The organism is Caballeronia sordidicola (assembly GCF_001544455.2).
Taxonomy (GTDB): Bacteria; Pseudomonadota; Gammaproteobacteria; order Burkholderiales; family Burkholderiaceae; genus Caballeronia; species Caballeronia sordidicola.
The window spans coordinates 59420-85985 of the sequence record NZ_FCOC02000021.1; the positions used below are offsets into that span (position 1 = coordinate 59420).

24 protein-coding genes are annotated in these 26566 nt (G+C 62.2%); 14 read left to right on the forward strand and 10 right to left on the reverse strand.

All coding sequences use genetic code 11. The features are described from left to right. Nucleotides 1-88 precede the first annotated feature (88 nt). The 3 genes from AWB64_RS25035 to AWB64_RS25045 all read left to right on the forward strand — a co-directional run bounded on the left by AWB64_RS25035 (nt 89) and on the right by AWB64_RS25045 (nt 3241). Complete coding sequence (locus AWB64_RS25035; RefSeq protein WP_060858131.1) at nt 89-910, forward strand: ABC transporter substrate-binding protein; 822 nt, start codon at nt 89-91, stop codon at nt 908-910. A gap of 147 nt (nt 911-1057) precedes the next feature. Next, nucleotides 1058-2212: a porin gene (locus AWB64_RS25040; RefSeq protein WP_060858132.1), complete on the forward strand. Its 1155-nt coding sequence runs from the start codon at nt 1058-1060 to the stop codon at nt 2210-2212. 33 nt (nt 2213-2245) lie between these two features. Further along, nucleotides 2246-3241, forward strand: a complete 996-nt coding sequence (locus AWB64_RS25045) for a threonine ammonia-lyase (protein ID WP_060858133.1) — start codon at nt 2246-2248, stop codon at nt 3239-3241. Here AWB64_RS25045 and AWB64_RS25050 read toward each other — a convergent pair whose 3' ends face one another. From AWB64_RS25050 to AWB64_RS25080, 7 genes are all read right to left on the reverse strand, one after another. Beyond that, nucleotides 3242-4432 carry a glutamine amidotransferase-related protein gene (locus tag AWB64_RS25050; RefSeq protein ID WP_060858134.1) on the reverse strand — a complete coding sequence of 397 codons (1191 nt, stop codon included), beginning with the start codon at nt 4430-4432 and terminating at the stop codon, nt 3242-3244. A gap of 43 nt (nt 4433-4475) precedes the next feature. Next, the gene (locus tag AWB64_RS25055; protein WP_060858135.1) at nt 4476-5708 is read right to left on the reverse strand and encodes a pyridoxal phosphate-dependent aminotransferase; all 1233 of its coding nucleotides are present in this window, start codon (nt 5706-5708) and stop codon (nt 4476-4478) included. 83 nt (nt 5709-5791) lie between these two features. After that, nucleotides 5792-6967 (reverse strand): M24 family metallopeptidase, encoded by a 1176-nt coding sequence (locus tag AWB64_RS25060; RefSeq protein WP_060858136.1) that lies wholly within the window; start codon nt 6965-6967, stop codon nt 5792-5794. A 27-nt stretch (nt 6968-6994) separates the two neighbouring features. Beyond that, entirely contained in the window at nt 6995-8083 is a 1089-nt protein-coding gene (locus AWB64_RS25065; RefSeq protein WP_060858137.1) for a mandelate racemase/muconate lactonizing enzyme family protein, read from the reverse strand. A gap of 7 nt (nt 8084-8090) precedes the next feature. Then, on the reverse strand, nt 8091-9254 hold the full coding sequence (locus tag AWB64_RS25070) for a M20 family metallopeptidase (protein WP_060858138.1): 1164 nt from the start codon (nt 9252-9254) through the stop codon (nt 8091-8093). A 17-nt stretch (nt 9255-9271) separates the two neighbouring features. Then, nucleotides 9272-10030, reverse strand: a complete 759-nt coding sequence (locus AWB64_RS25075) for an amino acid ABC transporter ATP-binding protein (RefSeq protein WP_060858139.1) — start codon at nt 10028-10030, stop codon at nt 9272-9274. A gap of 9 nt (nt 10031-10039) precedes the next feature. Then, entirely contained in the window at nt 10040-10762 is a 723-nt protein-coding gene (locus tag AWB64_RS25080; protein WP_060858140.1) for an amino acid ABC transporter permease, read from the reverse strand. Nucleotides 10763-10944: 182 nt separating this feature from the next. Here AWB64_RS25080 and AWB64_RS25085 point away from each other — a divergent pair, with 182 nt between their 5' ends. From AWB64_RS25085 to AWB64_RS25095, 3 genes are all read left to right on the forward strand, one after another. Further along, complete coding sequence (locus AWB64_RS25085) at nt 10945-11859, forward strand: GntR family transcriptional regulator (RefSeq protein ID WP_060858141.1); 915 nt, start codon at nt 10945-10947, stop codon at nt 11857-11859. A 258-nt stretch (nt 11860-12117) separates the two neighbouring features. Next, complete coding sequence (locus AWB64_RS25090) at nt 12118-13512, forward strand: MFS transporter (RefSeq protein ID WP_060858142.1); 1395 nt, start codon at nt 12118-12120, stop codon at nt 13510-13512. Beyond that, nucleotides 13509-14402, forward strand: coding sequence for an SMP-30/gluconolactonase/LRE family protein (locus AWB64_RS25095; RefSeq protein WP_060858143.1), 894 nt, complete (start codon nt 13509-13511; stop codon nt 14400-14402). The genes AWB64_RS25090 and AWB64_RS25095 overlap by 4 nt, the downstream gene beginning before the upstream one ends. A 14-nt stretch (nt 14403-14416) precedes the next feature. Here the strand turns inward: AWB64_RS25095 and AWB64_RS25100 are convergent, their stop codons facing one another. Continuing rightward, nucleotides 14417-15478, reverse strand: coding sequence for an Ldh family oxidoreductase (locus tag AWB64_RS25100; protein ID WP_060858144.1), 1062 nt, complete (start codon nt 15476-15478; stop codon nt 14417-14419). 241 nt (nt 15479-15719) lie between these two features. Between AWB64_RS25100 and AWB64_RS25105 the strand changes: the two genes are divergently transcribed. The 8 genes from AWB64_RS25105 (at nt 15720) to AWB64_RS25140 (ending at nt 24096) form a co-directional block, all read left to right on the forward strand. After that, nucleotides 15720-16244 (forward strand): FAS1-like dehydratase domain-containing protein, encoded by a 525-nt coding sequence (locus AWB64_RS25105; protein ID WP_060858145.1) that lies wholly within the window; start codon nt 15720-15722, stop codon nt 16242-16244. A 10-nt stretch (nt 16245-16254) separates the two neighbouring features. After that, nucleotides 16255-16743, forward strand: a complete 489-nt coding sequence (locus tag AWB64_RS25110; protein ID WP_244164202.1) for a hotdog family protein — start codon at nt 16255-16257, stop codon at nt 16741-16743. Then, nucleotides 16740-18032: a CaiB/BaiF CoA transferase family protein gene (locus AWB64_RS25115; protein ID WP_075643347.1), complete on the forward strand. Its 1293-nt coding sequence runs from the start codon at nt 16740-16742 to the stop codon at nt 18030-18032. The genes AWB64_RS25110 and AWB64_RS25115 overlap by 4 nt, the downstream gene beginning before the upstream one ends. Then, nucleotides 18032-19201, forward strand: coding sequence for a CaiB/BaiF CoA transferase family protein (locus tag AWB64_RS25120; protein WP_060858147.1), 1170 nt, complete (start codon nt 18032-18034; stop codon nt 19199-19201). Before AWB64_RS25115 ends, AWB64_RS25120 begins: the two co-directional genes overlap by 1 nt. Nucleotides 19202-19241: 40 nt before the next feature. Further along, nucleotides 19242-20162: a hydroxymethylglutaryl-CoA lyase gene (locus AWB64_RS25125; RefSeq protein ID WP_060858148.1), complete on the forward strand. Its 921-nt coding sequence runs from the start codon at nt 19242-19244 to the stop codon at nt 20160-20162. Nucleotides 20163-20244: 82 nt separating this feature from the next. Then, nucleotides 20245-21648, forward strand: coding sequence for a citrate synthase (locus AWB64_RS25130; protein WP_060858149.1), 1404 nt, complete (start codon nt 20245-20247; stop codon nt 21646-21648). 242 nt (nt 21649-21890) lie between these two features. Next, nucleotides 21891-23342 carry an MFS transporter gene (locus AWB64_RS25135; RefSeq protein ID WP_082850626.1) on the forward strand — a complete coding sequence of 484 codons (1452 nt, stop codon included), beginning with the start codon at nt 21891-21893 and terminating at the stop codon, nt 23340-23342. A gap of 463 nt (nt 23343-23805) precedes the next feature. Beyond that, nucleotides 23806-24096 carry a DUF4148 domain-containing protein gene (locus AWB64_RS25140; RefSeq protein ID WP_060858150.1) on the forward strand — a complete coding sequence of 97 codons (291 nt, stop codon included), beginning with the start codon at nt 23806-23808 and terminating at the stop codon, nt 24094-24096. Nucleotides 24097-24146: 50 nt separating this feature from the next. Here AWB64_RS25140 and glpK read toward each other — a convergent pair whose 3' ends face one another. Both glpK and AWB64_RS25150 read right to left on the reverse strand, forming a co-directional pair. Continuing rightward, a complete protein-coding gene (gene glpK / locus AWB64_RS25145) occupies nt 24147-25646 on the reverse strand; it encodes a glycerol kinase GlpK (RefSeq protein WP_060858151.1) in 1500 nt (499 codons plus the stop codon). Nucleotides 25647-26014: 368 nt separating this feature from the next. Continuing rightward, nucleotides 26015-26491 carry a VOC family protein gene (locus AWB64_RS25150; protein ID WP_060858152.1) on the reverse strand — a complete coding sequence of 159 codons (477 nt, stop codon included), beginning with the start codon at nt 26489-26491 and terminating at the stop codon, nt 26015-26017. Nucleotides 26492-26566: the final 75 nt, after the last annotated feature.

Here is a 26566-nt window from a genome sequence, read left to right on the forward strand (position 1 = left end):
AGTTGGCGCTTGACGCGTACTTTTTGCTTTTGTATAAATTTGTACAAATAGAGCAAAACGTTATTTTCCCTTCTCATCTGGAACTGCCATGAAATCAAGCACTGCACTACGCGCGCTGTTCGCCACGGCGGCTGTCTCGTTTGCCCTTGTCTCGCCGGCGCGCGCGGCGGCGCCCGTGAAAACCATTGAAAGTGGACATCTCACCTACGGTGTCGCGGCGACGTTCGCACCGTTCGAGTTCACCGAGAACGGCACGCTGACGGGCTTCGACATTGACCTGATCAACGCCGTCGCCAAGCAGATGCAACTCGCGCCCGCACCGCAGAACATGCAGTTCAGCGGCCTGATCCCGGCGCTGCAGGGCGGCCGTATCGACATCATCAATTCCGCGATGTACATCACGCCCGCGCGCAGTGGACAGGTGGATTTCGTGCCGTATATGCGGCTTGGCGACCGGATCATCGTGCAGGCGTCGAACCCGGCGAAGATCACCGGCCGCGACGACTCGATCTGCGGAAAGAACATTGCCGTGACGCTCGGCGGTATCGAGGAAACCTATGCGCGCGCCGACGTTCAACGCTGTGTCGCCGCCGGCAAGCCCGCACCCAACGTCATGACGCTGCCCACCGCGCAGAACTCGGTGTTGAGCCTGAACCAGGGGCGCGCGGACGCCATCTACAACTCCACACCGGGTACGGTGAAGCTGCTTGCCGAGGTGCCGAACACGTATCTGGCAGTCGGGCCCGAATTCGAGCAGACAACCACAATTGGGTTTGCCGTGCCAAAGGGCAGCGCCGGCATGGCCGCCGCGCTCAAGGATGCGTTGGCAAAGGTCGTCGCCGACGGAACCTACAAGCAACTGATCGATAAGTGGAAGCTGCCGCAGTCGGTCTCGATTTTCAACAACTAGCGCATCACTTCAAACGGCCCATGTGAACAGGGCGCGCCGCGCCTGACAGGCGGCGTGCGGGTGAGCGCACGCCTGCCGCGTCATCGTAAGGCATCCTGATTATCAAGCCGTACCACACGCAGATTAAAAATCCATAAAAGGCAAACGATGAAACGAGCTGCATCAATCAGCATGGCGGCTGCACTGGTCAGCCTCTCGGCCAGCGCGCAGGCGCAAAGCAGTGTGACGTTGTACGGCATCGTGGACGCCGGCCTCAGTTATATAAAGACCAGCACAGGAAACCGGTACAGCCTGTTGAGCGGCGGACTATCGGGAAACCGCTGGGGATTGAAAGGCAGCGAGGATCTCGGCGGCGGGCTTCGCGCGATTTTCCAGCTTGAGTCAGGCTTTGCAATCGGTACAGGGAAACTGGCGCAAGGTGGCCGTGAATTTGGCCGGCAAGCTTTCGTCGGGCTCGCGAGTGACCGCTGGGGAACGGTCGAACTGGGGCGCATGTACGATCCCGTCGTGGATCTCGTGCAGCCGCTGACAGCCGACGGCACGCTCGGCAGCGTGCCGTTCGCCACGCCGGGCGACGTGGACAACAATGACTTCAGCGCGCGCGTATCGAATGCAGTGAAATATTTGAGTCCAATCTATTCAGGACTGCAATTCGAAGCATTGTATGCATTCGGCGGCGTTGCTGGATCGACGGGACAGGGATATACCTATAGCGGCGCGGTTTCCTATAGCAACGGGCCGTTGAAACTCGCCGCGGGTTATATGCAAGCTACCAATGCCAACGCGGCCACCGGCAAGCGGACCGCATGGACCAGCGGTTCCACCGACGCGCTGTTCGAAGGCGGCTCCATCAACGCCGCTTACCAGAGCGCGCATGTGCTCGGCATTGCTCAGGCCGCTGCGCAATATCAACTCGGCGCGTTCACGCTCGGCGCGGGCTACAGCAATGCACGCTACACCAGCGACGGAGAGTCCACTTTCGGCACCACGGAACGCTTCAACACCGGCCGCGTGTATGGATTTTATCGGGCCACGCCAAGCTTGCGTTTCGGTCTCGGCTATATCCTGACGGCGGCCAGCGGCGACACGTCCGCGCGCTACAACGTGGTGAGCGCGGGCAGCTTCTACCAGTTGTCCAAGCGCACGGACGTCTATCTGACCGGCGCGTTCCAGCACGCGTCCGGCACCCAGCGCACCACGTCTGGCGGAACGCAACGGGCGCTGGCAACCATTTCGTCGTATGGCATCGACGGCACCGGCACGCAGGAAATCGTCACCGTTGGCCTGCGGCACCGGTTTTGAATCGGCCTGAATCGATATAACGAGGTAATCAGCATGTTGTCCTATCAAACTCCTGTCACGCAGGATGTGTTCGACGCCGCCGCGCGTCTGCGCGACGTCGCCATAGAGACGCCGATCGTGCGCTCCGATCTGCTCGATGAAATCACGGGTGCGCAGGTTTTTGTCAAGCTCGAAAGTCTTCAGCATACCGGAGCATTCAAGTTTCGCGGCGCATACAACTGCCTCTCCCGGCTCGATCGCGCCGCTTGCCCGGACGGCGTGGTGGCTTATTCGACCGGCAACCACGGCCAGGCGATTGCGACCGTCGGCCGGATGCTGGGCATTCCAACGACGGTCGTCATGCCGTCGAATGCGCCTGAGAACAAGGTCGAGAAGGCACGGCTCGCGGGCGCCCGCATTGTCCGATACGACCGCGAGCGCCAAAGCCGCGAAGAGGTCGCGGCGGAACTGGCGACGCAAGGCCGCTTCGCCGTGGTGCCGCCCGGAGACCATCATCATGTGATCGCGGGGCAGGCGACGGTCGCGCTCGAAGCATTGGCGCGGCTCGGCCACGACGCACTCGACGCCATTGTCGTGCCGTGCGGCGGCGGCGGGTTATCGGCGGGGACGTGCCTTGCCGTGGAAGCGGCGGAGTCGGACGCGCAGGTCTGGGCCGCCGAACCAGCGGCCTTCGACGATACCCGCCGTTCGCTCGCGTCGGGCATGCGTGAAAGCAATCCCTCCGGCGCTGTGTCGATGTGCGACGCGCTGCTCGCACCCATCCCGGCCGAGCTGCCGTTTTCCATCAACAGCCAGCGGCTGGCGGGCGTGCTCGTGGCGGACGATCAGGCAGTCGCGCGCGCGATGGCTTTCTGTTTCGAGGCGTTCCGTGTAGTGGTCGAACCGGGCGGCGCGGTTGCACTGGCCGCGATGATGGCGGACCCCGCCGCGAGCGCCCTGCGCGGCAAGCGCGTGCTGGTGATTGCTTCGGGCGGCAATGTGGACGCCGCGCTGTTTGCATCGGCGATTACAGGCGGTTCTGTGAATTGATCAGCCGCGCTGCGCCGCACGCACGAACGCGCTCAACAGCGGATGCGGCGCACCGCTTGCCGACGACAGTTCCGGATGCCCCTGCATGCCGATAAAAAACGGATGGGCACGTGCTTCAATGGCGTCTGCGATCTCGCCGCTTGCATCGCACGCGGCAACCTCAATGCCCACCCGCGAAAGCGGGGCGATCAGCGCCGGGTTCAGCTTGTAGCGGTGATTGCAGCGAATCCGCGGATCGTCGCCGAGAATCTTGCTAAGTCGGCTTACGCCTGCCGGGGCTATAGGCTGAAGTCCCAGCCGGTGAAACAGTACGTTATCCTCATTTGTACCTATGGGCACGAAGCTCGGCAGGCTTGCGCCCGATGCCGTTTCCGCGAGGTCGATATCGTCGGTGCCAAGGGCGAGCCGCGCAAGGGCAGTCGTCATGGACTGCATGCCGAGGCATAGGCCGACCGCCGGAACCGCCGATAACCACGCATATTTCGCCGCCGCAATTTGCCCCGGCACGCGCCGCATGTCGGCGCCACCGGGCAAGACGATTCCATCGATAGCCGAAAGCGCTTCGGGGACGGTCGAGTCGTCAAGGCCAAGCGTGGAGACAAAGCGCACGTTCAATGTCAGCGCGTGCGCGTCGGCTGCGTCGGCGAGTGCGGCGAGCGTGGCCGGGTAGACGTCGCGCTGGTCGCTTTCGTCGCCGATCAACGCAATCCGGATTTCGCCGTGGGCGCTGACTTGCGAAACGCGCGTCAATGCGCTCCATCGGCCGAACGCGTCTTGCCGGGCGCGCGTGATGGTTGTTCCATCGGCGGACACGAGACTCGATACCCCACGCTCACGGATCACGCGGTAGCGGCGCACTGGAACGTTATTGCTTTCAGCAAGTGCCGTGAGCGTGTTCGCCATGCGCGGATCAACGGGCACGACCACATTGCCGGCAGCAGCGGACATCAGTACGTTTTCAACGCTGTCCGGCGCATGGACCGGCTGGCCGCCGAGCCGTTCGCTCCAGAGCAGACCGCTTGTGACGAGCGTCCCGTCCACGGTGACATGCTGGCGGGCATCGGCGTAACGGGTTTCATCGAACTGAACAGGCAAATGCGTGAACACCGCGCCCGTTTCGGCGGCGAAGATCGCCGCTTGCGCGCCATAGTGGGCGGGCGTTCCGGCTTCGTCTTCAATGAGATGCAGCATTGCGGTCTCCCCGAATCTTCATCGCGATCCTGTCCGCGAACGCTCAAAGCCCGCTTGTTTCCACCGTCGATAAAACCAGCGCCGCACACGCCTTTTCGATTCGCTCGCAAGCATCGCGCAACGTCGATTCCGGCACCGCGTAGGCAATGCGAACGTGGTTCTCAACGCCAAACGCGCCGCCATGCACCACGCCAACATGCGCGGCATCCAGCAGGTAATTGGCAAAATCCAGGTCGCTGCCAATGCGCACGCCATCGGGCGTTGTTGCACCCATCAATCCCGAGCAGTCCACAAACGCATAGAACGCACCTTCGGACGCGGCGCAATGCAAGCCGGGACAGCGCTCGATCATTTCCAGCACCACGCTGCGATTCAATGCGAGCGCGCTCAGCCAGTCCGCCATGAAATCCGTACCGCCGCGCAGCGCCGCAACCGCCGCGGCCTGTGAGATCGTGCTCGGATTGGAGGTGCTCTGCGATTGCAGCGTCTGCATGGCGCGAATCAGCCACGACGGGCCGCCCGCGTATCCGATGCGCCAGCCGGTCATCGAATAGCCCTTCGATACACCGTTGACCGTCAGCGTGCGTTCGCGCAGGCGCGGCTCGACTTGTACCGGCGTGTAGAAACGGCCGCCGTAGCGCACGTGCTCGTAGATGTCGTCGGCCATCAGCAATACGTGCTCGAAGTCCAGAAGCACGTCGGTGAGCGCCTTGAGTTCGTCGTGCGAATACACCGCGCCCGATGGATTGTTCGGCGAGTTCAGAATCAGCCAGCGGGTCTTGGGTGTAATGGCTGCACGCAGTGTGCTGGCGCGCAGCTTCCAGCCATCGGCGGCGGTGGTCGGCAACACGCGCACGCGGCCATCGGCAATCGCGACCATGTCGGGATAAGAGACCCAGTACGGCGCGCAGATCAGGACCTCGTCTTCCGGCGCAATGGTCGCGAGCAGCGCGTTGAAGATAAGCTGCTTCGCCCCGGTCCCGGCGATCACTTCCTGCGATGAATACCGGATGCTGTTCTCGTGCGCGAATTTATCGGCGATGGCCGCAAGCAGTTCCGCTGTTCCGGAGACTGCCGTGTACTTGGTGTCACCGCGCTCGATCGCGGCAATGCCTGCCTGCTTGATATGCGCGGGTGTATCGAAGTGGAGTTCGCCTTCGCCCAGGTTGATGACCGGCTTGCCCTTCGCGAGCAGGAGGCGGACCTTGTCCGAGATGACGGCGGTGGGCGAGGGCTGCACGCGCTGCATGCGCGGTGCGAGCTGTTTGAAAGACATGATGACCTCGTGCTGTGGTGTCGTGTTTGTGGTCGTGCTTGTTGACTTCGTGTCCGTGGCTGTTTTGCGCTGGACCCCGCGCTTTACGCTGCGACCCGCAGCAACGGACGCTCGACCGTGCCCAGCACGCGATATCCGTTTTCCGTGACCACGACCGTCTCGCTGACGCCGACCGTAAACTCGCCATAGATGCGCAATGCCGGCGGAATATGGAACGTCATGCCTGGCTGCAGCGGCGTCATGACGCCGGTGTAGAGGCTCAGGATCGCGCCTTCGCCCCAGTCTGGCGCGAACGAGATGCCAACCGAATAGCCGGTGCGCTTCTTGAAGTTATCGGTGTAACCCGCACGGTCGATGACCCGTTGGCAGGCCAGATGCGGTGCCTCGCACGGCGCACCCGGCTTGATGGCATCGAGCGAAGCCTGCAACGCTTCCTGGCAGACCTTTTCCATGTCGAGCGCTTCCTGGCGCACTTCGCCAATCCACGCCGAGCGCATGAGCGCGGCGTGATAGCGGTCATGGCAGGCCGCCATCTCGAGGAACGCGGGCGCATTGTTCTCGAGCGCGCGACGCCGCCACGTGCCATGCGGCACGCCGGTGCGCGGTCCCGCCGAGACGAGCGGTTCCATGCCCACGTATTCCGATCCTGCCGCGATGGCCGATGACATCATGGCCGCGACCAGCGTGTTTTCCGTTGCGCCCGGCTTGACGGCAGCGAGTCCCGCGCGCATGCCTGCATCCACGTAGCCTGCTGCAATCGCAATCTTCCCGATCTCCGCCGCCGACTTCACCGCGCGCAGTTGCTCGACCACGCCCGCTGCATCGGCAATGCTGCCGAGCTTTTCGGTGAGCGTTTCGTATACCGTGATCGGCAGGAACCAGCCGCGCTTGTCGATGGCAATGCGCTTGCCCGCAAGCCCTTTCTGCTGGATCACGCGCACGAGCACGTCGATAGGATTCTCGCCATCGCTATAAATCTGGGCGTCGGGAATATACGTATTGGCGATGAAGTTGAAGTATTCGAGCTGACGGATGACGAACACCGGTTCGCCCGCGACCGGCAGGATCAGCGCCTGAAACGTGTAATAACCGGGCGTCTGCTGTCCCGTCAGATAGAAGATGTTCTCTGGACCCGTGACGATCATTGCATCGATGTTCGACCGCGCGAGCGCTTTGCGGGCGCGCGCGACGCGCTCTGCATATTCGGCGGCCGGGAACGCTGATTCGCAACCCTGCGCGGGACCTTGACTTGCCTGCATGATGAGTTCCTTTTTGGGAAGTGATGCCTAGATAAGTTGAGCAAGATTTGCGTTGAAGGCGACGCCGAGGCCGGTACGGCCCGTAACGCCAACATTGCCTTCCTGATATGAGAGTCCGCTCACGGGGTCGTCGAGCAGGCCGTCCGCGCCGTACAGTTCGGCCCAACGTGGCGCGGTCGCAATCGAGACGTGCAGCGCCGCTGCGGTGGCCGCCGCGCCCTCGTTCATCTGGCCGATCATCAGCGGAATGCCAGCCGCCGTGAGCTTGCGCGCGGCGTCGATTGTGGCCGTCATGCCGCCGAGCTTGACGAGTTTCAGATGCGCCGCCACCGGCAACCCGGACAGTGCGATCAATGCATCGATATCGGCTGGAGATTGCAGGCTTTCGTCGAGCATCAGCGTGAGCGGGCTGGATTGCGCGAGCGCGCGCAGCGTGGTCCAGTCGCCTGCTGCAATAGGCTGCTCCACGTACTCGATCCCGCGCTCGGCCAATGCGTCGAAGCGCGCGGGACAATCGGCGCTCTGCCACTGACCGTTCGCATCGATGGAAAGCGTCACGCGCTGTCCAAAACGCTCGCGTAACAAGTCGATGCGGCGCAGGTCGTCTTCGAACGCGCCAATGCCCACACGCAGTTTGAGTTCACTGAACCCGCGCGCCAGATATCCGGTGGCGCGTGCAAGCATGGTTTCGTCCGATGACCAGAAGAGTGTCTGGTTCGAGCGCCATGTCTGCGGTCCGGCGGCGTGCGCGTTGAACAACGCCGCCACGCTCACGCCGAGTTGCTGCGCGCGCAGATCGCACAACGCGCTGTCGATCATCATGCGCACCGGCGCGCAGTGATTGATGCGCCAGTCTCTGGCGTCTTCGAGCAACGCCTGCGCGCCGAGCGTCCAGTCGATACGCGCCAGCGCCGAGCGTGCATCGTCCAGAACGTTCGCGGCTTCAAGGCCATTGAGGTACGCAATATTGATCCGCGTTTCGCCCACGCCGGTCTTGTCATCATTGACCAGGCGCAGATAAAGCGCATCCAGATAACCGACGCTGCCCGATGAGGCCGTATGCAGCACGAGTCCATCGCCATAATGAAGCGATGCGCGGTGAAGGGTGGCTTTCACGTTTCGCTCAGCCGCCCGTTTGCATCATTTGAATCGCGACATCGCGATAAATCAGGCTGGAAGCAAGAAATTCGTCGATAGGCACGAACTCGTCCGGCTTGTGCGCCACTTCCAGCGTACCCGGGCCGATCACCACGCCAGCCGCGCCTACGCTACGGAAATGCACGAGATCACAACCGCCTTGGAAGCCGAACGGACCCGGCTCAAGCGTGCCATGTGCGCGGCATGCCGCGAGGCTTGCCTGCACGATTTTCGAGTCGAGCGCGGTCTCGGTAGCGCCGCCCGTGGTCGCGCGGTATTCGATGACTTCCGCGCGCACGCCGAACTGTTCGCGCGCCAGTTCCAGCAACTGGTCGATCTCGCGCTTCACGTCCGACTCAAGTTCGCCCGGCACCATGCGGCGATCGAGCAGCAAGTCGCACGCGCCCGGCACGACGTTATCCGCGTGGCCGCCAAGTGCGCGCGTGACCGTCAGGCTCGCGGCGCCGACCAATGGATGGCAGCGGCAGCGCACTTCGTTTTCGTGATGCCCTTCGATCAGCTTGAGCAGTTGCGCCGCGCGGTAGATCGCGTTGTCGCCGAGATGCGGCGTGCCCGAATGCGCGGTCACGCCATGCACGCGGACCAACGGACGCAAGCTGCCCTTGTGCGCTGAAAACGTCGCGTTCGATGTCGGTTCGCCGACCACGACGAAATCCACTTCCGGCCGGCTGGCCGCATAGAACTTGGCGCCTTCGCTGGCGATTTCCTCATCGGCGGTAAATACGCCGAGCAACGTGCCGGACCAGCTTGAGCGGTTCGCCGCCAGCATGCGCATGGCTTCGATCATTGCGGCAAGCGGGCCTTTTGCGTCGCATGAGCCGCGTGCATACAGGCGGTTATCGGCTTCGCGCAGCACGAAGGGATCGGACACCCAGCCGTCGCCAGCGGGCACCACGTCCAGGTGCGTGTTGAACGCGAAGGTCGGGCCGGGACCGTTTGCGAGGCGCGCCATTACGTTCGCGCGGCCAGGCTTGTATTCGCTCAGCGATAAATCAAAGCCCTCGCTCGCGAGCATCCTGTGCACGAGTTGCGCGGCTTCGAGTTCACGGCCAGGCGGATTTTCAGTATTGATGCCGACAAGGGCGGCGAGATCCCGCTTCATGCGGGACAGGTCGGGTTGCGAAAGCATGCGGTAAAGGCTCCGGGTCAATGCACGATCTGGTCGAGGAAGCGGCGCGCACGTTCATGCGTGGTGCCGCCGAAGAATTGTTCGCTGGTTTCGGTGAGAATGACTTCGCCGGCGTCCATGAAAACGATCTTGTCGGCGGCGCGGCGGGCAAAGCCCATCTCGTGCGTGACCACGACGCTTGTCATGCCTTCCGCGCTCAGTTCGGCCATCACGTCCAGCACTTCGCTGACCATTTCAGGATCGAGCGCGGACGTAGGTTCGTCGTAGAGCATGACCTTTGGCTTCATCGCAAGCGCGCGGGCAATGGCGACGCGCTGCTGCTGGCCGCCCGACAACTGGTCCGGAAAGTGATCGGCGCGCTCGCCGAGGCGGACCTTGCGCAACAAGCCGAGTGCGAGGACATAAGCGTCGTTGCGCGAAAGGCCCGACACAGTCATGGGCGCGAGCATGATGTTTTCTATCGCGGAAAGATGCGAGAACAGCTCGAAGTTCTGGAACACCATGCCGATCTGCTGGCGCACGAGATGCTCGCTCTTGCGTTCGCGAGTGAGATCGCGGCCTTCGAAGAAGATGTTGCCGGCATCCACCGTTTCGAGCAGGTTGATACAGCGCAGCAATGTGGACTTGCCCGATCCGGATGGACCGATGATCACGATCGTTTCCTTCGATGCAACGTCGATGGAACAGTGCTTGAGGACTTGTGTGTTGCCGTAGCTCTTGTCAATACGGCTGAGCTTCAGCAGCGGCAGAGAAGCTCCGGGCGGTTTGGACGACATCCGCGGCCTTTAGCGAACGAGAGGTTGTGAGGTGCCGAGAAGGCGCTCGGTCAACGAAATGCGGCGAGCGGCGGAATTGCGCCTTTTGTCGAGCGCGCGTTCCATCCAGCCTTGCAGCACCATGAACAAGGTGGTGAGCGCGAGGTAATAGATGCCCGCGGCGGTGAGCGCCTCGAGATACCGGAAGTTCGCGCTGGCGGCCTGATCCGCGACGAGCAGCAGTTCCTGAACGGCAATGACAGAGACAAGCGCACTGAGCTTGAGCATGCCGATCATCTGGTTGCCGATGGGCGGCAGGACCACTCGCAGCGCCTGCGGCAGCACGATATGGCGAAACACTTTTGCCCGGGTCATGCCGAGCGCGAAGCCAGCGGTGCGCTGACCGCGTTTCACCGCGTCCAGGCCGGAGCGGAAAATCTCCGACATGAACGCGCCTTCGTTGAGCGAGAGCGCCAGCACGGCGCAAACAAAGGCGCTGAAACGGATGCCGAACGAGGGCAGCACGTTGTAGATGAAGATGATCTGGAACAGCACGGGGGTGCCGCGAAACAGCCACAAATAAAAGAACACGAACGTCTTGACGATACGGCTCGGCACGCCGTTGAGCAGCGCCAGCAGCAGGCCAATCAACATGCCGAAGCCAAGCGAGACTACGGTCAACACGAGGGTCAGCCCCGCTCCGCGGAGAAAAGCGCTTGAGCTCAGGTACTCAAGGAGGAGGTGAAATGACATCTGTGCAACTCCGTTTGTCTGGGTTGTGTCAATTTATACAAAGTCAAAATCATCTGGTCAAGGGCAAAAATGCCAGGATCGGAGAGTACGGTGTGTTCACCGACCGGTATTTCATACGGATGAGTGGGGGAAAGTTGTATTTTTTGATATTCTTCTACAGTGCAATCGGAGGAAACGGCAAGATGGCAAAACGGGCGGGCAAAGGGGCCCATGTGCTGGCGAAGCAGATTCTTGAATTGATTCAGGAAGCGCGCTTCGACGTGGGTCACCATTTACGCGAGCAGCAGCTTGCGGATCTGCTTGGCGTGTCGCGCACGCCGGTTCGCGCAGCCATGACGCTGCTCGAATCGCTGGGCGTGATCGAAGCGCGGAAGAACCAGGGATTTTTTTTGGCGCGTCCCGCTGACGGTTTGCATCGGGTCGAACTCGCGCAGCCCACGTCCGGCGACGAAGATCTTTACGATCGGCTTGTCACTGACAGGCTGGCGGGCGTCATTCCCGCGTCGCTTACGCAGACGGACATTGCCCAGCGTTACGAGGTGGATCGCGTGACCATGACGCGGGCGCTGTCCAGGCTGTCGGAAGATGGCCTGATCGTGCGCAACAAGGGGCACGGCTGGAGTTTCCAGCCGTCGCTGGATTCGTCGCTGACCTTGAAAAGCAGCTACGACTTCCGCCTGACGCTCGAGCCGGCGGGCTTGCTGTTGCCTACGTTTTCGCCGGATCGTTCAGCGCTCGAACGATGCAGGCGGGAACATATCTTCCTGACGTCGCAACTGGGCCTGAACGGCGTGACGCCCACGCAGGTTTTTGAAACCGATGCGAACTTCCACGAAATGCTGGCCGAATACAGCGGCAACGTATTCATGCATCAGTCAATGCAGCAGCAGAACCGGCTGCGCCGGCTGCTGGAGTTCCAGGGCTACGTGAACCGCAAGCGGATCAAGGAGTGGTGCGGCGAGCACCTCGAGATCATCGATGCTGTCCTTGCCAACGACATGCCGGCCGCCGCCGAGCGCATGCGCCAGCACCTGTCGCACGCCTACCATACAACGGGCGCGGCTACCGCGGCCGCGCGAAGCGGCAAGGCCGCGTAAAGCCCTAGTCATTCACGCTTTCTCTTCTGGTTCCATGGCGCGCATCCTTGCGCTGGCCAAGCCCCCTTACACGCCTCGATCGGCCGCCTCCGGAGTTGACGCCGGGATGTTGATTCGACGATCAAGTATTGTGGGCTCGAAGAAGCTCGCATTAGAGTAAGCCGCAACCTCCAGCGGCGGACCGGTCGTGACCGGGACTCGCACGCGGCGGCTATAAAAAAAACAAACATAACCAACGATTGAAAAACGGAGGAGACAATGGAATCCGCGGATTCGGACGTCATATCCAGCACGATCAACTCGCGTCTCGACAGATTGCCGATGACGCGGCACATGTGGACGCTGCTCTGCCTGATCGCACTGGGCGGACTCTTCGAACAATACGATATCTACTTCACTGGCTACATCGCTCCGGGACTCGTCCAGAGCAAACTCATCACCTCCACCACCGCATCGTTCTTCGACTTGTCAGGCCTCGCGGCCTTCCTCGCATCGCTGTTTATTGGATTGTTCATTGGCACGATCCTGTTCAGCTTCATTGCTGACCGCTTTGGCCGGCGCGCCGTCTTCCTCGGTTCAATGATCTGGTACAGCCTCACGACCTTCATCCTGGCGTTCCAGGGGACGGTGACCGGGCTGGAAATCTGGCGGCTGATAGGCGGGATCGGGATAGGGGTTGAACTCATTACCATCGACACCTATCTCTCGGAACTTGCACCTCGCGGTGCCCGCGGTAAGGCATTCGCGTTGTTCTACGGCCTCGCGCAGGTCAGTGCTCCGCTGGTTGCATTCATGGCCTGGATGCTCGTGCCGACCGCGCCCTTCGGCTTTGCGGGATGGCGTTGGGTCATCCTGTTCGGATCGGTAGGCGCTGTGCTTGTGCTGTTTCTGCGGCGTCGCTTGCCTGAATCGCCGAGATGGCTCGCGCAGCGGGGCCGGCTTGTCGAGGCCGACCGCATCCTCAGTGCAATAGAAAAGAAGGTGCAGACGGAATACGGCAAGCCGCTGCCGCCGCCTCTCGAGTCGGTGCTCACGTTGCACGCACCTGGGCGCATCGGCGAGATGTTCGGCCCAGTCTACAGGGCCCGGACAATCATGCTGATGGTCGTGAACTTCTGTCAGACCATCGGCTATTACGGGTTCGTAAGCTGGATTCCAACCTTGTTGATCGCCAAGGGAATTCTCGTCACGCGCAGCCTGGAATACACGTTCCTTATTGTGCTGACCTATCCGATCGCGCCGCTTTTGGTCATGCTGATCGTCGACAGGTACGAGCGGAAGTGGCAACTGGTGCACAGCGTGATCCTGGTCGCAATTGTCGGCAGCCTGTTTGCGATGCTTCGCGTGCCGGCGTGGCTCGTTGTCGTGGGTTGCCTGCAAACGCTTCTCGTCAACTGGATGTCGACGATTGTCCATGCTTACCAGTCCGAACTGTTCCCGACATGGATGCGCGCCCGTGCGGTCGGCTTCGTGTTTTCATGGAGCCGCCTGAGTTCGATCTTCGTCGGCTTCTTCATCGCATTCTTTCTTCGCGAGTTCGGCCAGCCCGGCGTATTCGCGTTCATTGGGGGCGCCATGTGCATCATTGCGGTGACCGTCGCCCGCTTCGGTCCGCGTACCACGGGGCGGGCGCTGGAGGAGATCGCACGATGACGGCCCACGGAGAAACGAGCGGCACGTGGGAGCGTGTCGGCGATACTCGCGACATCCTGGGTGAGTCCGCGTTTTGGTCGGTGGCGGAGCAGGCGCTTTATTGGGTCGATATTCGCGGCCATTTTATCCGGCGGCGCGGGTGGCGAGACGGCAACGTGCAGAGCTGGACGATGCCCGAACTGGTTGGCTGCATTGCGCCGCGTTCGCGCAAGCCCGGCCTTATCGTCGCGCTGCGTTCGGCCATTGCCTTCTTCGACCCGGCGACCGGCACGCTCGAGCGTATCGATGCGCCGCACGCAGCCGAGCCCGAAATGCGCTTTAACGACGGCCGTTGCGACCGGCAGGGCCGCTTCTGGGTCGGATCGATGGACGACGTCGGGCGAGGCCCGGTCGGTGCGCTATACCGTTTCGATGGCGCACGCCTTACCCGCGTGATCGAAGGCGTAGCCGTGCCGAACAGTCTGTGCTGGTCGCCGGATGGCGGGACCCTGTATTTTGCCGACGGCAACGAGCCCGTCATCTGGTCGTTCCCCTTCGACAAGGCCACCGGCGAGCCGGGTGATCGGCGACTCTTTGCACGTCTGCCTGATGGCGCCGGTATTCCCGACGGAGCGACGGTAGACAAGCATGGATTTCTGTGGAGCGCACAATACGGCGGCAGTGTCGTCACGCGCTATGCGCCGGACGGCAGCGTTGAGCGCGTCCTTCCTGTACCGGTGACGCAACCGGCCTGTTGCTGCTTTGGCGGACCGGACATGCGCACGCTCTTCGTTACCACGGCGACCCGGCGTCTCTCAGCCGAAGCACTCGAACGGCAACCCTTGGCAGGTGCGCTGCTTTCGCTTCACACCGACATCGAGGGTTATCCCGATTCACCGTTCGACGGTTGATGTCAGTGAACCCGCTACGCGTGGCATACCTCGGGAAAGGGGATTCCATAACGTGATCCGCACGCTTCCAACGGGGCGTGGATCGCATCCTGCAAATGCACGCCGTCGGCGAGTTGCGCAAGACGCCGCGCGATGGCCCGGTCGCCGGGCATCCTCACCGGCTGACCCGGCACGCGTGGCGGGTTTGCACGGCAGGCGTCGGCGAGCCAGTCCATCTGCCGTTGAAACGCCGCCATGCCGCCAAACGCCTCCGGGTCGTAAAGCGTGATGGATACGGTCGCGCCCCAGCCTTCGCCCGGATCGGCACGCCCAAACCCGGCCAGTCCTCCCGTCAGCGCCTCGACCATAACGGACAGGCCGAATCCCTTGTGGCCCGCGCCGAGGCCGCCGAGCGGCATGATCGTGCCGGGAGGGTCCGTGAACAATACGCCGGGTTCATTCGTTGCATGTCCTGCCGCGTCCAGCATCCACGGTTCATCGAAACGTTCGCCCTGGTCGTGCAGCCGTTTTGTCATTGCGTTGGTTGTCACGGACGCGGAGATATCGATCATGATCGGCGAGGACGATGTCGGTATGCCGAGTGCGATCGGGTTCGGCGTGAAAAGCGCGCGCGTGCCGCCGAACGGCGCGACGCTTCTTACGCTCGGGTCGGAACTCGTCAACAGGATGACGAGGCCCGCATCGGTGGCGTGCCTCAGATATGCAGCGAGACATGCTATGTGGTGGCTGCGGCGAATCACGAGCGTTGCATTGCCGTAATCGCGCGCGCGTGGCGCAAGCGTTTCGATACCCTGCATGACGAGCGACGGCCCTGGCAGCCGCCGGCCATCCCACAGCAGCGCTGCCGGACGATCGGAGACGACGTGCGGTGCACCGGTCTTTTCCATCGTGCCGGCTTCGAGCGCCGCCATGTAACCCGGCAACAGGGCAAGCCCGTGTGTATCGTGACCCATCAGGTCGCCCTCTACGAGCACGCCTGCCACCACGGTTGCGTGGCGCTCTTCGAGTCCTGCGGCGCGAAGCAGTTGCCCCGCATAGGCGGCGAGCGCGGACGCGCTGTATCCGGCTTTCGACATTGAGGAAGCTCCCTGGAAAATGGGTTGGAGTGCTGATTTCAGTATCGCGTGCAGGCTTGCAAACATGGCATGCAGGAACGATAGATCAACGCGATCCGCATGAGAAGACGTTGATTCAACGATCAAGTATTGTGCGCGGCACATGCGCTTACTAGACTGGCTTCGCTGGTGCTTCAATGGCAGGGTCAAGCGGCACTGTGCATACCGGGAGCACGGCTGGGTTTATCGAGGAGACGAACGAGTGAGCGACGAATACATCACCGAAAAGGTCAGGAACATCATCGGCGCACAGACCGAATGGGTTGAGTCGACGCATCCGGTGGAGGCGAGCGAAGTGCGGCGTTTCCATCAAGCAACGATGGACGACGCCCCGCGCTACTGGGACGAGCAGTGGGCCGCAACCAGCCGCTATCAGGGACTTGTCGCACCGCCTGGATTTCCGGTGCACGCATTCCGGCGGGCGGCGCATACGCCCGATCCGCTGGACGAAATGAACAAGCCTGATTTCGACGGACTGAGCCGCAGTTTCAGCGGCTTGCCCGCCGTGGAAGTGCCCTTGCCACGCGACCTGAATGGCGGCTACGAATACGAGCTTTACCGCTACGCGCGAGTAGGCGAAAAGGTGCTGCGCCAGGCTCGCTACAAGGACATCGTGCAGCGTGACGGACGCAGCGGGCCAATGGTGTTCGTGGTCATCGAGGAAATGTATGTGAACGAGGCGGGCGAGAAGCTCCTGAAGGTCACGAATACGCAGATCATGCGTTGAACAGGGGAACATGATGGCGGCGTTGCACTTCGAGGATGTAGAGGCGGGCGCGGAAATCCCGCATGTCGTGAAAGGGCCGATGAGCACCGCGCACATCGTGCGCTGGTCCGCATCAATGGAGAACTGGCATCGTATCCATTACGACTGGCGCTATGCGACCGGCCACGACAAGTTGCCCGATGTGATGGTCAACGGCTCGTGGAAGCAGCATGTGATGCTCCAGTTGCTCACTGACTGGGTTGGAGAAAGCGGCTGGCCCTGGCGGCTGTCGTTCCAGTTCCGCGGCATGAACGTGCCCGGCGATACCCTGACGGCCTGGGGACGCGTGACCGGCCGCGAAAAACGCGGACAGTACGGCGTCGTGCATCTCGAGATCGGCTTGCGCAATCAGGACGGTGTTGAAAGCACGCCGGGCGCGGCTTCAGTGGTGCTGCCGCTGCGCGGTGGACCGGCCGTGCCGTATCCGTTCGATCCCGCCGTGCTCGAGCAGCCCGCATGAAGCCCGCGATTGACGACCGTGCCGGAGGCCAGGCAAAGGCGAACCTTCTAGCTGGCGTTCGCGTGCTCGAATGGACCCGTTCAATGTCGGCGGCGTTTTGCGTGCGCGTGCTTGCCGATCTCGGCGCGGAGGTTTTGAAACTCGAACAGCCGGGAGCAGGAGATCCCTTGCGTGCATCCGGTCCGTTCGCGCCGGACGCACGCTATGGCGATGACGGCGCGCTGTTCGCCTACCTGAATCATGGCAAGGAAAGCGTGACGCTTGATCCGGCCCGCCCAGCAGGATTGAAACTGTTGCGGCGTCTCATGGAGTCGACGGATCTTTTCGTCGTTTCGCAGTCCGAGCCACGGTTGCGCGCGCTTGGCCTAGACATCGACACGTTGCAGCGGATCAATCCGGCGCTCGTGGTGGTGTCGGTGACGCCGTTCGGCGCCGTGAGCGCGGCGCAGGACAATGCGCCCAGTACGACTGATTTCACGTTGACCCATCACGCTGGCTACGCGTTTCATCAGGCGCGTCCCGTGCATGCGCCCGGCGAGCAGGCGCCCGTTGCGTGCGCCGACCGGGAAGTGGCGCTCGCGACCGGCGTCGCTGCGGCAAACGGCGCGTTGTGGGGTTTGCTCGACGCGCAGATGAACGGGACGGGACGCATGATCGACTGTGCGCAAGCCGATGTGATCGCGCATCTGCTGATCGAGCCGGTCGCCGATTATGGACGGGGAGAGCGCACGTTCAGCCGCGTGCGCGAGGAACTGCAGGGGACCGAAGTAGCCGGCGGGCTGATCTGGCTGTTGCCGTGCAATGACGGCTTCGTGATGGTGTCGCCGCGTGAACAGCATCAATGGGAACGCTGGGTCGAACTGCTTGGCAACCCGGCGTGGTCGCGTGACGTGTCGCTGTGCGGCGGGCGTGAAGCGCGCAACCTGAACTGGCTGATCCTGCAGGAGGAGATGTCCGCGTGGACGCGCCGGCACAGCCGGGCCGACGTGTTCGAACGCGCGCAGGCGGCGCGGGTTGCGTGCTTTCCGGTGAGCGGCGCGCGAGACCTGCTGGACAACGCGCAATTGCATGCGCGCGCATTTTTCGACCGATGGAGCGACGGATCGCCCGAGGCGCTTTGCATGCCGGGGCTGCCGTTCGCGCTGCGCACGTCAGGCGGCGCTGAGCTGCCTCGGGCGCGGCGAGTCAATGCCCCCACGCTAGGACAAGCCAACCGTCATGTATTCGAGGAGCGCCTCGGGCTCACTCGCGGTGAAGTCGAAACCCTTCGGCAGGATGGAGTCATTTAATGCGACGAGAAGCATTGTCCGGCATCCGCGTGATCGATTTCAGCTGGGTCCTGGCGGGCCCGATGACAACCAAGATGCTCGCCGCAATGGGCGCCGAGGTCATCAAGATCGAGTCCGCCACGCGGCCTGAGCATGTGCATCGGCCGCCGTGGTGGGCAGTCGTGAATGCGGGAAAGCTAAGTTGTACGATCAATCTCAGCAGGCCCGAGGGCACGGCGCTGGTCAGGCGGCTGGTGGCATCGAGCGACATGGTCGTCGAAAATTTCTCGAACGGCGTGCTGGCGAAATTCGGCCTCGACTACGACACGCTGCGCGCGATTCGCGAGGACCTTGTCTTCGTCTCCGCGTCCGGCACCGGGCGCGAGGGACCGCAGCGCAACGCGCTTGCCTATGGCTCGCTGCTGCAGGCCTACAGCGGCCGGGCGAGTGTTGTCGGCACACCGAACACGCGCGTCGAGGCAATGGGTATCTTGCCCGCCTGGACCGATCCGATCACGGCCCTTTGGGAAAGCGCCGCGGTGCTCGCGGCTGTGCGGCACCGGCGGCGCACGGGCGAAGGCGCGCATATCGATCTCTCGATGCTGGAAAGCACGGTTGCGCTTCTGCCGGAACTGCTCTTTCGAGAAGCGCTGCACAGTGACGAGCCCGCGTCGAACGGCGCGTGCGAGTCGAGCGCCGCGCCGTCCGGCTGTTTCCGCTGCAAGGGCGCCGACGCGTGGCTCGCGCTCTCCGTGCGCAACGACACGGAATGGCGCGCGCTGTGCGACGCGATGGAGCAACCCGGCCTTGCGGCGGACGCGCGATTTTCCGAGCATGTGAATCGTGCAGCGCACCGTGCTGAGACAGATGCGACTGTGGCGGCGTGGGCGCGCGAACAGGACGTCTCGCAAGCACTCGAAATGCTGCAGTCCCGGGGTATCCCGGCGGCGCGTTCGAGGCACATCGGCGAGGTGATCGAGGACCCGCATTTTGTTGAACGGGGGCTTTTCCCCACGCTCTCCGACGGCTCGCGCAGTATCGCGCTGCCTTGGCAGGATGCAGCGGGCTGGCGTGGAAAACTCAGCCCGCCGCCACGGCTTGGAGAGCATAACGACTATGTATTTCGCACGCTGCTCGGCCTTTCTTCCGATGAGATCAATACGTTGTCGGAAGCGGGCGTGCTGCGTTGAAAGAGCCAACCGAATCGAATGAACCGCCAGGGAGTGGAAGATGAAAGAGAAGGTGAAAGTATGCGAGGTGGGGCCGCGCGACGGTCTGCAAATGGCGCACGACATCATGCCGACGGAACTCAAATCCCGTTGGATCGCCGCCATGGCGCAAGCGGGCGTCACCGAAATCGAGGTCGGCAGTTTCGTGCCGGCGAAGCTCGTGCCGCAAATGGCCGATACCGACGCAATCGTGCGCAGCGCGCTCGAACAGCCGGGGCTGCGTGTCATGGCGCTCGTGCCCAATCTGCGCGGCGCGCAGGCGGCTTATGCAGCGGGGGCGCATGGCGTTGGCGTGCCTGTTTCGGTGAGCGAGGGACATAGCCGTTCCAACACGCGAAAGGGAACGGCGGAGCAGGTGGAGGAAGTGGCGCGGATCGTCGAGTGGGTTCGGGCCCAGGAGCGCCCCATGGCGATCGAACCGGGTTGTGCGACCGCGTTCGGATGTGCGATCGACGGCGAGATTGCGCTCGACAAGGTGGTGCGTACCGCTGTCGCGCTCGCGGAAGCGGGCGTCGATGCAGTGGCGCTTGCCGACACAGTTGGCTATGGGAACCCGGCGCAGGTACGCGCGCTTGTTCGCGCGGTGCGCTCCGAGATTGGCGGCAAGCTCACGAAACTGCACTTGCACGACACAATGGGCCTCGGTCTCGCCAACGCGCTCGCCGGCCTGGAAGAGGGCATCCGCTCGTTCGATTCCGCGCTTGCGGGTCTGGGCGGTTGTCCATTTGCGCCGGGTGCGTCGGGCAACATTGTGACCGATGACCTGGTGTTCATGCTGGAAAGCATGGGGTTCGATACCGGCATCGATCTGGACCGGCTGATCGCATCGCGCGAATTGCTGCATGAGGGCGTGCCGAACGAGCCGATGTTCGGACAGGTCTCGCGGGCAGGCATTCCTAAAACATACCGCGTACAGGCATAACCGGATTGTTCGGCGGCGCGGCTTTGGGTAGGGTGTGCCTGATACCGTTCCACGGCGCAAGGGCGCCGGCGAGGAGACACGGGTGCACAAGAAAATGCAGGACAGCGCGGAGTGCCCACCCGCGCACGCAGGCGATTATCTGACCCGCGAGGAGACGCTGGAGCTTCTACAGGTGAAGCTGCAGACTCTTTACGCTTATGTCAGCCGTGGCCTGATCCGCAGCGTGCCGCAAGGCTCCAATGGACGACGGCTCTATGCGCGGCAGGACGTCGAGAAGATGAAGTCGCGCGCGGATGCGCGCAGCGGACATGCGCCAGTCGCCGCTGCGGCAATGCGCTGGGGCGAACCCATCATCCAGAGCACGATTACGCGGATCTCGCCCGACGGGCCGATGTATCGAGGCGTCCTGGCCGTCGACCTGGCGCGCTCGGGCATCACGTTCGAGGAGGTTGCAGGGCTGCTGTGGAAAACCGGCGCGTCGGTCGCGCTCAACTGGCAGCCTTGCCAGCGCACGACGCGCTTCGCCGAAGCCTACGCGCGCAACGGTCTTGTCGATCCGCGCCGGGAGTTGTTGCGCTATCTCGCGGACATCGTCCTGCGTTTCGGCGACGAACATCTGCGCAACGCAGTCGATCCGGGAGCGCAACTGGCCGAGTCGAGCCGGATGATCGCGACCATGGCGCAATGCCTCGCGCACCTCAAGCGTCAGCCGGCCTCCACTTCCACTTCCGCGCAGAGCCAGCGTGGCTGTGGCATTGCCGAGCGGCTGCTCGTCGCGCTCGGTGGCGACCCAAGCGCGCAGCATGTGGCCGCGCTCGACGCGGCGCTCGTGCTCTGTGCGGACCATGAGCTGGCCCAGGCGACTTTTGTCGCGCGGATCGCCGCATCGGCGGGGGCGGACATTGGCGAATGCATTGCCGCAGCGGTTCTGACGCAAACGGGACTGACATCCGCGCGCTCGTATCAAAGCGCCGAGGATCTGCTGCGCGCCTGCCGTACCCCGGCGCAGACGCAGCGGCTTTTCGACGCCGAATACGCCGCGCATCGCAACCTGCCGGGTTTCAATCACCCGCTTTATCCGGACGGCGATCCGCGCGCCCGTTATCTCATCGATATGGTTCGAGGTCTTGGCGGCAGGCAGTCCGTCGTGGCGCCCCTGCATGCGGCCCTCGCCATGGCGGCGCAACACGGCTGCCTGCCGAGCCTCGAAATCGGGCTGACAATGCTTGCAATCGTCATGGGCTTGCCCCGCCGCAGCGCCTACGCGCTTTTCATCATTGCGCGATGCGCAGGGTGGATAGCGCACATTATCGAGCAGCGCGAGTCGGGTGCGTTGATTCGTCCGCGTGCCGACTATTCGCCGGGCGCACAGCCGGAACCACGGCCCGGCTCTCAGCTCTTGCCCCTGCCGCCGATCACGGCCAGCAAGCCGGCTGTCAGCGTGAGACGCATCACCTTGTCGCGCTTCATTACGGGTAATCGCTGACCCGCACCGGCTCGCATCATCCGCCATGCATCCACCGGTCAAGTTGATTCAACGATCAACTATTGTGGGCCGTTCTGCCCGTCGCTAGACTGATTTCAAGGTCAATGGGCAATGCGCGCGCAATGCGATCAGGCAAACCCTGCAAAGCCGATCATAAGCATCCCTATATTTATAAAGTCCCACGGACCGCGTTTTCAGAAATGGTGCCGGCGCGCATGGGGACGACCAGGAGGAAGACAACGATGAGCTATTTTGGCAGGACGATTGCCGGGGACCTGACAGAACTTGGGGCCGACGAGGCGCATCACATGGCGCCGCCTATCACCGCCGGGCTCGTCACGGCGCGATTTGACCGGTTGCCCATGACGGCGACGCTCTGGAAGCTGCTGACGCTCGTCGCACTGGGAGGCTTCTTCGAACTGTACGATGTTTATTTCGCCGGCTATATTGCGCCCGGATTGTTTCATTCCGGCATCCTCACGCCCACCACCAAAAGTTTCTTCGCCATGAACGGCCTCGCGGGCTTCCTCGCGTCGTTGTTCATCGGGCTCTTCATTGGGACAATCGTGTTCGGCGGTCTCGCCGACCGCTTCGGCAGAAGGCGGGTGTTCGCCGCGTCGATGCTGTGGTACTGCGTCGCAACGGTCGTGATCGCGTTTCAGGACACGGCGCTTGGCCTGAACATCTGGCGGCTTGTCTGCGGGATCGGCGTTGGCGTGCAGTACGTGACGATTGACTCATACGTGTCCGAACTCACTCCCAGGCGCGCGCGCGGGATGGCGTTCGGTCTCGTGTATGGCATCGCCCAGATCTGCGCGCCGTTGATCGCGTTTCTTGCCTGGGTGCTCGTGCCGATGTCGCCGCTTGGCTTCGACGGCTGGCGCTGGGTGATCCTGATCGGGTCGAGCGGCGCGCTCTTCGTGTGGTTTCTGCAATTGCGCTTGCCAGAGTCGCCGCGCTGGCTCGTGCAGAAAGGCCGTCTGGAGGAAGCCGAGCGCGTCATGCACGATCTGGAGACGCGCGTTGCCCGCGAGTATGGCCAGGCTCTGCCGCCGCCTGAGGAGAGCGCCGCGGCCAACGAGGGCTCGGGCACGCTGCGCGAGTTGTTCGGTCCGGTTTATCGCAGCCGCACGATCATGCTGATGGTGGTCAATTTTTTCCAGACCATCGGGTACTACGGCTTTGTTAGCTGGATTCCCACCTTGCTGATAGCCAAGGGCATCATGATTACGCGCAGCCTGGAATATACGTTTCTGATCGTGTTGCTTTATCCCATTGCGCCGTTCATCGTGATGCTTGTTGCCGACCGTTTTGAGCGCAAGTGGCAACTGGTCTGGAGCGCGATCTCCGTCGCGGTCATTGGCGTCGTATTTTCGATGTTGAAGCTGCCGGGATGGCTGGTCGCGGTCGGTATCGTGCAGACGCTTGTCGTCAACTGGCTGTCGACCATCGTGCACACCTATCAGGCCGAGTTGTTCCCGACGCGTATCCGGTCGGGCGCGGTGGGCTTCGTCTATTCGTGGAGCCGGCTGTCGTCCATCTTTGTTGGTTTCTTCATCGCGTTCTTCTTGCGGGAATTCGGCGTGGAGGGCGTGTTCATGTTCATTGGCGGTGCGATGGCGATCGTGGTCGTTGCCGTTGCATTGTTTGGCCCGCGCACCACGGGTCTGGCACTCGACGACATCGCGCGTTAGATATTGAAAGAATGGATCGGTACTATCCGCTTCAGCAAGTCATCGCGCACGGGCCAGCGCTCTTTGTGCGACGTGACTTGCAGGCGCGGGCCTCGCTTAAAGCGCCACCTCACATTATTCAAGGTTGCGTATGAGCACTTACGTGTTGTTGGCTTGCGGGTTCGGAATAGGCCTGGCGATAGCGATCTGGGGTGTACTCGATACCCGGAAGCATTCCCGCCACGAAGCGGCGGAAAATCAACGCCGCCGCTAGGACGTTGATGCTGCCCGGTCATTCAGCGGCAGCAGTACGCCGCGATTACAAAGCCCTTGTTCAACGCCTCATTCGCTAAAACATGACGAGCTTGTCATTTTCGCGTCAGCTTGAGGTCAGCACGCGTCCGTCAAAATGAGCGCAGGGTTATCGTGCGTTGCAAGCCAATAACAACTGTGGGCTTCATTTTTCGCATAAAGGCGGACCATCATGAAAGCACTGATCTTCGCCACGCTGGCCGTCGCCTGGGCGGCGCCCGCCGTGTCGTTTGCACAAACGGCAGAGCCGGTGACGCGCGCTGAAGTGCAGGCGGATCTGGTTCAACTGGAAAATGCGGGGTATCGCCCGATTTCCGAGGACGCTTTCTATCCTTCAGACATCCAAGCCGCTGAAGCGCGCGTGCATGCTGGCCATGGCGGTACCAGTGCATATGGCGGCGTGACGGATACAGGAACATCCATGTCCGCGGCGCCCGTTGCCAGCCCTCCCGGCAATCAATAGCCACCGACCCGCGCGAAGCCTGCGGCGAATCGCTTACCTGTACGACGGGATCAGGACGCGTCGGCCCAAACCTTTGCGGCGTTCACCGCGCGATGCCAGCCATGCATATGGCGCTCGACGTCTTCGGCGGAGAGCGCCGCCGAGAAACGCCGGTCCAGTTTCCATTGGGTTTGCAGTTCATTCACGTCTTTCCAGTAACCCACGGCGAGTCCAGCCAGATACGCCGCACCGAGCGCGGTTGTCTCGCTGACTTGCGGGCGCACCACGTCGACGCCCAGCATATCGGCCTGGAACTGCATCAGCAGATCGTTGGCCACCGCGCCGCCATCCACGCGCAACTCGCCAATGCGCATGCCGGAATCGGCTTCCATTGCCTTCAACACGTCGATGGATTGATACGCGATGCTTTCCAGCGCCGCGCGCGCCAGGTGCGCGGAGGTCGTGCCACGCGTCACGCCGAACAATGTGCCGCGAGCGCGGGCATTCCAGTGCGGCGCGCCGAGGCCGGCAAACGCGGGCACGAGATACACGCCGTCGCTATGTGGAACGCTGCGAGCGAGCGTCTCGATTTCGTTTGCAGTCTTGATGATGCCGAGTCCGTCGCGCAGCCATTGCACCACGGCGCCGCCAATGAAAATGCTGCCTTCCAGCGCATAGTTGACCGTGTCGCCGATCTGCCAGGCGATGGTCGTGACGAGATTATTGCTTGATTCAATCGGCTTCTCGCCTGTGTTCATCACGAGGAAACAACCGGTTCCGTAGGTGTTCTTCACCATGCCGGACTGCGTGCACATCTGTCCGAACAGGGCTGCGTGCTGGTCGCCGGCAATGCCGCCAAGCGGTATCTTCGATGCAAACACCGTGGTCTTGGTCGGCCCATAGACTTCCGACGACGGCCGCACTTCCGGCAGCATGCTGCGCGGAATGTCGAGGGCATCGAGCAGTTCGCCGTCCCACTCGAGCGTATGGATATTGAACAGCATGGTTCGCGATGCGTTGGTCACATCGGTGATATGCATGCTGTGTTTCGTGAAATTCCAGACGAGCCAGCTATCCACCGTGCCGAACGCAAGCCGCCCATTTTTGGCTTTTTCGCGTGCGCCTTCCACGTTGTCGAGGATCCAGCGAATCTTGGTCGCCGAGAAGTACGAGTCAACAGGCAACCCGGTCTTGGCGCGCACCTTCTCTTCAAGCCCTTGCGCCTTGAGCTGATCGCAGAAGTCGGCGGTGCGGCGATCTTGCCAGACGATCGCGTTATAAATCGGATGACCGGTCTCGCGATCCCAGACGATCGTTGTCTCACGCTGGTTAGTTATGCCAATGGATGCAATCGATGCGCCGTTCAACCCGGCGCGCGTCACGGCTTCCGCTGCGACGCCAGCCTGTGTGGACCAGATTTCCTGCGGGTCGTGTTCGACCCAGCCCGGCTGCGGATAGATCTGCGCGAATTCCTTCTGCGCCACCGATACCACGTTGCCCTGCCGGTCGAACACCATGGCGCGCGAACTGGTCGTACCTTGATCGAGCGCGAGGATGTATTGCTCCTGCATTGTCTTCTCCACTGTCTTGGACCATCGCCGGGTCTTGTGCCGCGATCTTAACGCCTTGTTGTTTTGCCTATCGATTCGCTCCTGCCTGTCGAGGCGCTGAATTCCACGGCGCGTGTCGGCAAAAGAAAACTTGTAAAGCCAATAATGTTCGCATTCGAATGCTAATGAACATATTCGAAAATGTAAAGCCGCTTCCAATTACCCTTGAGTGAACCCGGCGACGAAGCAAAAACGCCGGCCGCATGCTGGGCATGCGGGCCGACGTTAGCCAGGAAGAGGGTGAACCGGTTCAGCAACCGGGCGTCAATTCATCTATTGTTTTACCTGATGCATGATGGATGACCAATTGAAGAACAGGCCAAAGCTGATTACCCGGAAGCCGCGTCTGAATAGGCGGCCCGCAATGCGGCGATGTCGAACTTAACCATCTTTATCATGGCGTCAGCAACGCGGTTTGCTTTTGCCTTGTCGGGGGCCGTCATCATGTTGATGAGATCGTCTGGAACGATTTGCCATGAGACGCCGAAGCGGTCTTTAAGCCAGCCGCACGCCACCGGCGAACCGCCGCCCGCGAGAAGCGCGTTCCAATAGCGGTCGAGTTCTTCCTGATCACCACAGCTCACCATGAGGGACACCGCGGGGTTGAACGGCTCGGGCTTTCCGGAACTCATGGCAATGAACGACTGCCCAAAGAGAACGAATTCGACAATGGTGGTGGAACCGTCGCTTAGCACCGCGGTGACCCGCGTGATGCGCGAGTCGGGAAAAATATCGGTATAAAACGCGGCGGCTTCTTCGGCTTGCGTGGAATACCAGAGAAAGGGCGTGATCTTCTGGATTGTCATGGCGAATCTCCTGTCAATGTTCGAACAATGCGGGGAGCGAACCGCGTCGCACTATGGGGACGACGAAGGACAGCC

Coding starts and splice junctions, on each gene's coding strand:
- AWB64_RS25140 (WP_060858150.1), top strand. CDS start 23,806: ATGAAAGCACTGATCTTCGCCACGCTGGCCGTCGCCTGGGCGGCGCCC.
- AWB64_RS25035 (WP_060858131.1), top strand. CDS start 89: ATGAAATCAAGCACTGCACTACGCGCGCTGTTCGCCACGGCGGCTGTC.
- AWB64_RS25135 (WP_082850626.1), top strand. CDS start 21,891: ATGAGCTATTTTGGCAGGACGATTGCCGGGGACCTGACAGAACTTGGG.
- AWB64_RS25055 (WP_060858135.1), bottom strand. CDS start 5,708: ATGTCTTTCAAACAGCTCGCACCGCGCATGCAGCGCGTGCAGCCCTCG.
- AWB64_RS25095 (WP_060858143.1), top strand. CDS start 13,509: ATGACGGCCCACGGAGAAACGAGCGGCACGTGGGAGCGTGTCGGCGAT.
- AWB64_RS25070 (WP_060858138.1), bottom strand. CDS start 9,254: ATGCTTTCGCAACCCGACCTGTCCCGCATGAAGCGGGATCTCGCCGCC.
- AWB64_RS25100 (WP_060858144.1), bottom strand. CDS start 15,478: ATGTCGAAAGCCGGATACAGCGCGTCCGCGCTCGCCGCCTATGCGGGG.
- AWB64_RS25050 (WP_060858134.1), bottom strand. CDS start 4,432: ATGCTGCATCTCATTGAAGACGAAGCCGGAACGCCCGCCCACTATGGC.
- glpK (WP_060858151.1), bottom strand. CDS start 25,646: ATGCAGGAGCAATACATCCTCGCGCTCGATCAAGGTACGACCAGTTCG.
- AWB64_RS25085 (WP_060858141.1), top strand. CDS start 10,945: ATGGCAAAACGGGCGGGCAAAGGGGCCCATGTGCTGGCGAAGCAGATT.
- AWB64_RS25120 (WP_060858147.1), top strand. CDS start 18,032: ATGCGACGAGAAGCATTGTCCGGCATCCGCGTGATCGATTTCAGCTGG.
- AWB64_RS25090 (WP_060858142.1), top strand. CDS start 12,118: ATGGAATCCGCGGATTCGGACGTCATATCCAGCACGATCAACTCGCGT.
- AWB64_RS25060 (WP_060858136.1), bottom strand. CDS start 6,967: ATGCAGGCAAGTCAAGGTCCCGCGCAGGGTTGCGAATCAGCGTTCCCG.
- AWB64_RS25125 (WP_060858148.1), top strand. CDS start 19,242: ATGAAAGAGAAGGTGAAAGTATGCGAGGTGGGGCCGCGCGACGGTCTG.
- AWB64_RS25150 (WP_060858152.1), bottom strand. CDS start 26,491: ATGACAATCCAGAAGATCACGCCCTTTCTCTGGTATTCCACGCAAGCC.
- AWB64_RS25075 (WP_060858139.1), bottom strand. CDS start 10,030: ATGTCGTCCAAACCGCCCGGAGCTTCTCTGCCGCTGCTGAAGCTCAGC.
- AWB64_RS25040 (WP_060858132.1), top strand. CDS start 1,058: ATGAAACGAGCTGCATCAATCAGCATGGCGGCTGCACTGGTCAGCCTC.
- AWB64_RS25080 (WP_060858140.1), bottom strand. CDS start 10,762: ATGTCATTTCACCTCCTCCTTGAGTACCTGAGCTCAAGCGCTTTTCTC.
- AWB64_RS25045 (WP_060858133.1), top strand. CDS start 2,246: ATGTTGTCCTATCAAACTCCTGTCACGCAGGATGTGTTCGACGCCGCC.
- AWB64_RS25115 (WP_075643347.1), top strand. CDS start 16,740: ATGAAGCCCGCGATTGACGACCGTGCCGGAGGCCAGGCAAAGGCGAAC.
- AWB64_RS25110 (WP_244164202.1), top strand. CDS start 16,255: ATGATGGCGGCGTTGCACTTCGAGGATGTAGAGGCGGGCGCGGAAATC.